This is a genomic window from Streptacidiphilus neutrinimicus, assembly GCF_000787815.1.
In the GTDB taxonomy this organism is placed as follows: Bacteria; Actinomycetota; Actinomycetes; order Streptomycetales; family Streptomycetaceae; genus Streptacidiphilus; species Streptacidiphilus neutrinimicus.
Genome location: NZ_BBPO01000005.1, coordinates 179,453 through 182,609, shown reverse-complemented (window position 1 = coordinate 182,609; position 3,157 = coordinate 179,453). Strand labels below are relative to the sequence as shown.

Annotated in this window: 3 protein-coding genes; 2 read left to right on the top strand and 1 reads right to left on the bottom strand. The window is 71.8% G+C overall.

Annotation, left to right across the window (positions count from 1 at the left end; genetic code table 11):
• Positions 1-259 precede the first annotated feature (259 nt).
• Positions 260-427, top strand: a complete 168-nt coding sequence (locus TR48_RS42980; protein ID WP_161789782.1) for a hypothetical protein — start codon at positions 260-262, stop codon at positions 425-427.
• Positions 428-508: 81 nt separating this feature from the next.
• Here the strand turns inward: TR48_RS42980 and dacB are convergent, their stop codons facing one another.
• Complete coding sequence (gene dacB, locus TR48_RS06095; protein WP_052442430.1) at positions 509-2,113, bottom strand: D-alanyl-D-alanine carboxypeptidase/D-alanyl-D-alanine endopeptidase; 1,605 nt, start codon at positions 2,111-2,113, stop codon at positions 509-511.
• A gap of 372 nt (positions 2,114-2,485) precedes the next feature.
• Between dacB and TR48_RS06090 the strand changes: the two genes are divergently transcribed.
• A partial coding sequence (locus tag TR48_RS06090) for a transglycosylase domain-containing protein (protein ID WP_439654441.1) occupies positions 2,486-3,157 on the top strand: 672 nt, incomplete at its 3' end.

The following is a 3,157-nucleotide window of genomic DNA, read 5'->3' as shown; positions in this document are numbered from 1 at the left end:
TCACCCCCCCCCCGCCGCCCCCGCCCGCGAGCGCGGCCCCCGCCGCGTCCCGCACCCCGGCCCCGCGGCGTCCGGCGCGCTCCCGGCCCCGCCAGGCCGACGCGAACCGGCCCGAGCGCGAGCGCCGCAACCCGCCGCGCCAGCGCGGTCCGCGCCAGGGCTGACGGCCGCGGGCGCGGCCGTGCCGCGCTGAGCGGAGCTGTTTCCTCCGGGCGGCCCGGCGGCGGACACTGCTGTCGGCACTGTCCAAGGGGGGAACATGAGGTACTTCGCGAAGTTGCGACGCCCTACCGCGATCGTCGCGCTGGCCGTCCTCGCCGTCGGCGCCGCGATCGGCATCGCGCGGGCCGTCCAGGACGACCCGATCGACACCGGCGGCCTCGCACCGCCGCACGCGGTCGCAGGCGCCGACCACAGGGCGCGCTGACGCGCCGACACGAACGAGCCCCGCCGGTCCGCGGACCGGCGGGGCTCTGTGTCGTTCCCGTAGACGTTCCTCCGAGCGCCGCTACAGGTGCTCCGAGGCCTCCTCCTGCAGCAGCGCGGAGATCTGGTTGGTGTCGTCGAAGATCCGGATCGTGCCGTTGAGGTCGGGGGCGGTCGCGGAGTTGACGAGGACCACGAAGACGACCAGGTGGCCGTCGTTGGTCAGCAGGTAGCCCGCCTGGCTCTGGTCCGCCACGGCGAGCCGGCTGTTGAGGTCGTCGACGCCGATGACGGTCCCGGGCTTGGCGAAGACCTTGCCCTTGGCCGGGCAGTCCGGGCAGGAGATCGCGTTCGAGCCGTTGACCCCCAGGATGGGCAGCGAGTACCGGAAGGCCGTCGCGTCCGGGGTGTGCAGCCAGTAGCCCAGGATCTCGGCGAGGCCCACCGGGGTGGCCTTCTCCGTCGCGTCGCCGCCGCGCCCGTCGTCGAGCGCGAACTGGGTCGGGTCGACGTGCGCCACCTTGGTCAGGAAGTGGTGCTCGACCGCGAATCCGGCGCCGATGCAGTCCTTGCTGCCGACCAGGACCGCCATGTTGCACAGGGCCAGGTTGGCGCCGAGGTTGTGACTGACCTTCAGGATGAGCTTGGCGTACTGCCGGTAGGGCGGGGAGACGAAGGCCGCCACCCGCGGGTCGCCGCCGTAGGACGGGGGCAGCGTGCGCACCGGGTTGCGGCCGGTCGGCACGGCGCTGACGGAGACGCCCGCGCGGCCGAGCGCCTCGATCAGCGCGGTGCGGCCGAAGGCGTTGGGGTCCTGGATGTCGGAGGTGCGCAGCAGGGGCTGGCTCCCGGCCGCGATGGTGCCGGACAGCCAGATCCTGGTGCCGTCCGGGGAGGTGGTGACGGAGATGTTGGTCGTGCCGCCCGCCGCCACGGTCCTGACATGCGAGACCACGCGGTAGGGCGCGACCTGCGGACGCCAGAACAGCTTGGCCGCGTGGCCGGGGGTGGTCGGGGTGGTCAGCAGGTCGATCAGGTTGTCGTTGATGATCAGCGGGGTGGGCTGCGGGTTCAGGGCCGGCGGCGTGAAGATCCTGGGGTCGATCACCACGTTCCCGTTGACGCGGGTGATGCCGGACCGGCGCACCTGCCGCGCGATCTGGTTCAGGCCCGCGAGCGGGTTCTCCGGGGTGAGGGTGGCGCCGGGCAGGTCGTTGGCGGACGTGTGGTCGACGTTGGTGTAGTCCACCGAGCCGTCCGGCTTGGTCCGGCCGCCCATGGTGAGGTCGCCCTGGGCCACCAGCGCCAGGTTCCCGTCCAGCGTCGAACCGCGACGCGTGCCGGTCGCGTAGACGGGCGTGGTGAAGCGGTGGTCGGGGCCAAGGCTGTGCCAGGCGGCCGAGATGGTGACCAGCTTGGTGTCCGAGCCGGGCACGAAGGACTGCCGCGCGAACTGGGAGTGGATCACCGTCCCGTCCGAGGGGTCGACCTCGTACAGTCCCCACTGGGCGTGCTCGTAGCCCGGCTTGTGCATGATCGCCTCGACGGCGGGCGGGAGCGGGGCGGCGTGCCGCTCCTCCCCCGCGAGCGCCGCGGGCGCGGTGGCCGCCACGCTCGCCGCGGTCACGAGCGCGACGCAGGCGGCGGCCCAGGGCCGCAGCCGACTCTTACGGAGCTTCGGTTTCATGCACACCGCCGATTCTGAAAGCAGGCTGGGACTTACAAGTCCTAAAATGTACTGATTTCTGCGGCAGCATCGTACGTCTCCGAACCGCACACATCCCCTGGTCCCACCGGAGGATGACGGCATGTCAGGCGCAGATCACCCCTTCGGCCGAGGGCGGCTCGCCCCACGGCGGTGACAGCTCGCTCACAGCGGGTTGTCGCACAGTTGTGACGCTGCACGAACGAATTCGCTGATCTTGGTACGTAGGGTTGGTCCGTGGCACCAGAGCGCTCCCAGAACCCCGGCATATCCCAGCAGCACTCGCCCCGACGCGTCGGGCGCAAGCTCCTCCTCACGGCCCAGCTGGTGGGCACCAGCGCCCTGGCGGGCGCGGTGGTGGCGGGCCTCGCCCTCCCCGCCGTCGGCGGCGTGGGCCTGGGCGTCAAGGGCGCCGCCGACAGCTTCAACGACCTGCCGGGCGACCTGGCCGTGCCGACGCTCTCGCAGGCGTCGAAGATCTACGACGCCGACGGGGGCGTGATCGCCACCGTCTACTCCCGGGACCGCACGGTCGTGCCACTCGCCAAGATCGCGCCCGTGATGCAGAACGCGCTGGTGGACATCGAGGACCACCGCTTCTACCAGCACGGCGCCATCGACCTGCAGGGCACGCTGCGCGCCCTGCTCAAGGACGGCGCCAACGGCGGCGTCTCCCAGGGCGGGTCCACGCTGACTCAGCAGTACGTCAAGAACGTCTTCATCGAGGAGGCCGGGGACAGCTCCGCGGCGGTGGCCGAGGCGACCCGGCAGACGCTCGGGCGCAAGATCCAGGAGCTGAAGTACGCGATCGCACTGGAGCAGAAGCTCAGCAAGCAGCAGATCCTCGCCAACTACCTGAACATCACCTACTTCGGCGGCGGCGCCTACGGCGTCGAGGCCGCCTCGGAGCTGTACTTCAGCAAGCACGCCGACCAGCTGTCGCTGCCGGAGGCGGCCCTGCTGGCGGGCCTGGTCCAGTCGCCGTCGGCCTACGACCCGGTGCAGGACCCGGCGGCGGCGCTGACC